The following is a 4,829-nucleotide window of genomic DNA, read 5'->3' as shown; positions in this document are numbered from 1 at the left end:
CATGGCGACTTCGGTTTTACCGAAACCCACATCACCACACACCAGTCTGTCCATCGGCTGTTCCGACAACATGTCTTTAATAACAGCATCAATCGCATCTTGCTGATCGGGTGTCGGTTCAAAAGGGAAGGCTGCTGCGAATGCCGCATAGTCTTCATCGGGCATGCCCATCGGTTGTTTTTTATTCGCTGCCCGACGAGCATAGATATCTAATAATTCTGCCGCCACATCACGTGCTTTTTCAGCTGCGCGTTTACGGGCTTTTTCCCATTGGCCTGTGCCCAGTTTATGTAATGGAGCCAATTCAGGCGCTGCGCCAGAGTAACGACTGATTAAATCCAGAGACGCGACAGGCACATAGAGCTTATCGCCCTTGGCATATTCCAGTGTGACATATTCAGCGGTGACATCGCCGATATCCAGTGTTTGCAAACCGAGATAACGTCCGACACCATGATCCTCATGGACAACAGCATCACCGACGGAGAGTTCAGCAAGATTACGGATAATGGCATCGGTATCACGCTTTTTCCGGCTGCGACGTCGGCGTTGCATGACCTGTTGGCCGAACAACTGCGTTTCAGCAATAACCGCCAGGTTTTCATTACCTAGTAATAAACCTTGTTCAAGTGGCGCAACCGTAATCGTTAAAGCGTCATTGCTTTGAATAAAGGCATCCCAGTTACTGACCGGCTGACATTTGATATCGTGCTGACGCAGCAGATCCAGTAACGTTTCCCGGCGTCCGGCACTTTCTGCTGCAAATAAGATTCGTCCTTTAAATTGATCGATAAATTGCTGTAAGGCTTCGCAGGGTTTGTCCTTACGCACATTCATTGTCAATTGTGGCGGCATGCCAGAACCATAGTTGATATGACCGGCTTTATCCTGATGTTCAAAGCTTTGCAGTTGCAGACGTTGATAGGATTTGAAACGACTAAATAACTCTTCAACAGGAATGAAAACATGCTGAGGTTCGAGTAAAGGCCGTTCTGGATTCACACGATGATTACGATAGCGGTCACTGATTTCCTGCCAGTAGCGTTCAGCACCAACATGTGGATCAGCTACACTGACAATCAGCGTATTGTCTGGCAGATAGTCGAGCAGACTATTCGTTTCTTCAAAAAATAAGGGCAGATAAAACTCAATGCCGCCTGGCACATTACCGTCACTCACTTCACGATAAATAAAGCTACGTTGGGGATCTCCCTCAAAATGCCGGCGGAATTGTTGCCGAAATAACTGAATACCGTCTTCGGTCATCGGGAATTCACGTGCCGGCAGTAGCTGAATATTATCGATAGTATCTATCGAACGCTGTGTTTCCGGGTCAAATGTTCTTAAGGTGTCGATTTCATCATCAAACAGATCAATACGATAGGGAAGTTTGCTACCCATCGGATACAAATCAATAATCGCCCCACGAACAGTAAATTCACCATGTTCCATGACTTGTGAAACGTTACGATAGCCCGCTTTTTCCAGCTTCATTCGCCAGCTTTCAATATCAAACTGATCACCCGTCTTCAGAATCAGTGTGTTGCCTTCGAGGAAAGCGCGAGGTGCGATACGCTGCATTAATGTCGCGATCGGCACCATCAACAGACCTTGCTTGAAGTCAGGTAATTGATGCAGTGTTTCTAATCGTTCTGAAACGATATCCTGGTGAGGAGAAAAGGTATCGTAAGGCAGGGTTTCCCAATCGGGGAAATGTAAAACTGGCCGCTTATCTTCACCGAGAAAAAATTTAGCTTCTAATTCCAGCCGGTGTGCACTATTCATATCATCGGTGATGACCAATAGTGGACCGTCATGCTGCTGCGCCGCTTTTGCTAATAACAGGCCTTGCGCGCTGCCATAAAGTTGGCCAGCAAACAGGACTTCTTTATTGGATGACGGTAACTTGGGATTGAGCAGATTAGGCTGAGTATGATTCACTAGACTGATTCGTTACAAAAACGTCTATTTTCACATAAAACGAAGAAGTCTTGTCACAAAGACCTGAATAAGGCACATTATCCCTTATAATTTATAAGTGATTATATGCTTGAATAAACTAGCAAAGGTGCGGGAGAATAATAATGAAGCGAATCGAAAATGTCGTGTTGTTAAAAACAATTGGAAGTGCTGAATTGTTGGCAGCCCTAGCGATGTTTTACTTTTTTTATACTGATGTGCCAGCCTTGATTGGTGGGTTTATTTTGTTGGGCCTGTCAGCAAATAGCTTTTATCAAGCGCATAAATGTTATCAACGTCAGTACGCACCTAAACAAAACGACCAAACTTGAAATGACTAATGGCTGAAGCAGTTAAGCAAACCAAAACGAGCGAATTTGATTCAGCCTCATTCCTGAAAAATCTGACCAGCCGTCCCGGCGTGTATCGCATGATTGATGATACCGGGACGGTGATTTATGTCGGTAAAGCCAAAAATCTTAAAAAACGCGTTTCCAGTTATTTTCGCAAAACGGGGTTAACGTCTAAAACCCGTGTCATGGTCGCTCAGATAGCGTCCATCGAAACGACAGTTACCCACACCGAAAACGAAGCATTAATCCTTGAAAATAATCTTATTAAGGAATTAATGCCGCGTTACAACATCTTGCTTCGTGACGATAAGAGCTACCCTTATCTATTGATCTCAGGTGATAAATTTCCCCGATTAAGTTATCACCGTGGCGCAAAGCGCAAAGCTGGCCGTTATTTCGGGCCATATCCCAGTGCCGGAGCTGTTCGCGATAGTCTCAACTTATTACAAAAGCTTTTCCCCGTCAGACAGTGTGAAGACAGTTATTATCAAAACCGCTCCCGTCCTTGCCTGCAATATCAGATAAAACGCTGTACCGCGCCCTGTGTTGGCCTGATAAGTGAAGAAGAATATAAGAAAGATGTCGAACACACGATCATGTTTCTGGAAGGCAAAAACAAACAGGTGATGGATGATCTCAGTGCCGAAATGGATGCCGCATCACAACGACTCGATTTTGAACAAGCCGCGGTTATTCGGGACAAAGTCATTGCCTTACGTCGGGTGCAAGAGCGTCAATATGTCAGTTCAGATCAGGGCGAATTTGATGTGTTGGCCGCCATTGTCAGAGATGGCATGGCCGTGGTCGAAGTCTGTTTTATTCGCGGCGGTCGTAACCTTGGGAGTAAAAGTTATTTCCCTAAAGGGTCGGGGGATAGTAGCCCAGAGGAATTATTGTCTGCCTTTGTGCCGCAATATTATCTCGGCAAAAATATTCCTACAGAAATTTTGCTGAGCCACGAACCAGAAGACCAAAGCCTGTTACAGGACGTACTGCAAACTGAGTCCGGACATAAAGTCAGTTTAAGGAAACCACAACGCGGCCAAGGCGTTCGCTGGATGCAAATGGCCTCAACCAACGCAGAAATCAGCCTCACACAGCGCTTAAGTAGTCGGTCTAATTTATTGCAGCGTTTTGAAATGCTGCAAGATGCGCTAAGCCTTGATGAGTTACCCAAACGAATCGAATGCTTTGATATCAGTCATACCCGAGGTGAACGTACGGTCGCTTCATGTGTGGTGTTTGGGCTTGAGGGCGCTATCAAAGCTGACTATCGTAAATTTAATATTGAAGGCATTACGGGCGGTGATGATTACGCGGCCATGAATCAGGCTTTGACCCGTCGTTTCACGCGTTTGCAGAAAGGTGAAGGCAAAAGACCAGACCTCTTATTAATTGATGGTGGTAAAGGCCAGATTAAAGAAGCACAGGAAGTGCTGGAAGAACTCAATTTATCTGACCTACCTATATTAGGTATCGCAAAAGGGCCTGAGCGCCGACCTGGTGAGGAAACATTATTTCTTGTCGGTAGAGAAGGGGAAGTCACTCTGTCAGCCGATTCACCGGCCTTACATCTACTTCAGCAAGTCAGGGATGAGGCTCATCGTTTCGCCATTACCGGACACCGTCAACGTCGTGCTAAAGCGCGTAAGACCTCAACACTAGAGCATATTGAAGGCTTAGGGCCTAAACGCAGACAAAAACTGTTACAACAATTTGGTGGCCTGCAGGAAGTCCAGCGTGCTGGTGTGGAAGATTTAGCCAAGGTAGACGGTATCAGCAAATCGCTGGCCCAAAAAATCTACGATGTTTTTCATGGCGATCATTAGGTCTGCATAGTGATACCATAACCATGATTTTAATTTTAAGTGACACAAGATGTTGAATTTGCCAAATATTTTAAGCTGTTTACGGATTCTATTAGTTCCCGTTTTGATCCTGTTTTATTTTTTACCCATGCCATCAGCATCCTGCTGGGCAGCGTTGATATTTGTCATTGCTGCATTTACCGACTGGCTTGATGGTTATTTAGCCAGGAAGTGGGAACAAACCTCAGCATTCGGTGCATTTCTTGATCCGGTAGCCGATAAGCTCATAGTAGTAATGGCCCTTATCATGGTGCTGTTTAAAAGCCCGGATTGGTACATCCTGATACCTGTCACTTTAATCATCGCACGTGAATTAATTGTTTCCGCATTACGCGAATGGATGGCCGAATTAGGGCAGAGAAATGCCGTTAAGGTATCTCAGATGGGAAAATGGAAAACCACCTTCCAAATGCTGGCGATTGCCTGCTTGATTTACTATAAGCCCTTATTTGGATTACCAGTTTTTGAAATTGGTGTAGCTCTCTTGTACGCGGCAGCCTGGTTAACGATACAGTCAATGTACTACTATCTTTTAGCTGCCTGGCCAATGATGCGAAATAAGGGTTGACATAAAAAATGAAGTGCCTATAATGCACGACTTCCTCAGCGGGAATAGCTCAGCTGGTAGAGCACAACCTTGCCAAGGTTG

Annotated in this window: 4 protein-coding genes; 3 read left to right on the top strand and 1 reads right to left on the bottom strand. The window is 45.3% G+C overall.

Features of this window, described 5'->3' with window-relative positions:
• The coding region (locus tag B2248_RS08650) for a CarD family transcriptional regulator (RefSeq protein ID WP_286722817.1) at positions 1 to 1,941 on the bottom strand (1,941 nt) is incomplete at its 3' end.
• 143 nt (positions 1,942 to 2,084) lie between these two features.
• Between B2248_RS08650 and B2248_RS08645 the strand changes: the two genes are divergently transcribed.
• Genes B2248_RS08645 through pgsA form a run of 3 tightly spaced genes read left to right on the top strand, consistent with a single transcriptional unit; the run spans position 2,085 to position 4,748 of the window.
• On the top strand, positions 2,085 to 2,291 hold the full coding sequence (locus B2248_RS08645; protein ID WP_273181194.1) for a hypothetical protein: 207 nt from the start codon (positions 2,085 to 2,087) through the stop codon (positions 2,289 to 2,291).
• Between the two features lie 8 nt (positions 2,292 to 2,299).
• Positions 2,300 to 4,141 (top strand): excinuclease ABC subunit UvrC, encoded by a 1,842-nt coding sequence (gene uvrC, locus B2248_RS08640; RefSeq protein WP_273181193.1) that lies wholly within the window; start codon positions 2,300 to 2,302, stop codon positions 4,139 to 4,141.
• A gap of 49 nt (positions 4,142 to 4,190) precedes the next feature.
• Positions 4,191 to 4,748 carry a CDP-diacylglycerol--glycerol-3-phosphate 3-phosphatidyltransferase gene (gene pgsA / locus B2248_RS08635; protein ID WP_007146355.1) on the top strand — a complete coding sequence of 186 codons (558 nt, stop codon included), beginning with the start codon at positions 4,191 to 4,193 and terminating at the stop codon, positions 4,746 to 4,748.
• Positions 4,749 to 4,829: the final 81 nt, after the last annotated feature.

The organism is Methylophaga sp. UBA2012, from assembly GCF_002335235.1.
GTDB classification, from domain to species: domain Bacteria; phylum Pseudomonadota; class Gammaproteobacteria; order Nitrosococcales; family Methylophagaceae; genus Methylophaga; species Methylophaga thalassica.
This window is presented reverse-complemented; position numbering and strand designations above follow the sequence as displayed.

What these genes read in the sequence shown, in the direction of transcription:
- pgsA (WP_007146355.1), top strand. Translation starts at nt 4,191, where the DNA reads ATGTTGAATTTGCCAAATATTTTAAGCTGTTTACGGATTCTATTAGTT.
- uvrC (WP_273181193.1), top strand. Translation starts at nt 2,300, where the DNA reads ATGGCTGAAGCAGTTAAGCAAACCAAAACGAGCGAATTTGATTCAGCC.
- B2248_RS08645 (WP_273181194.1), top strand. Translation starts at nt 2,085, where the DNA reads ATGAAGCGAATCGAAAATGTCGTGTTGTTAAAAACAATTGGAAGTGCT.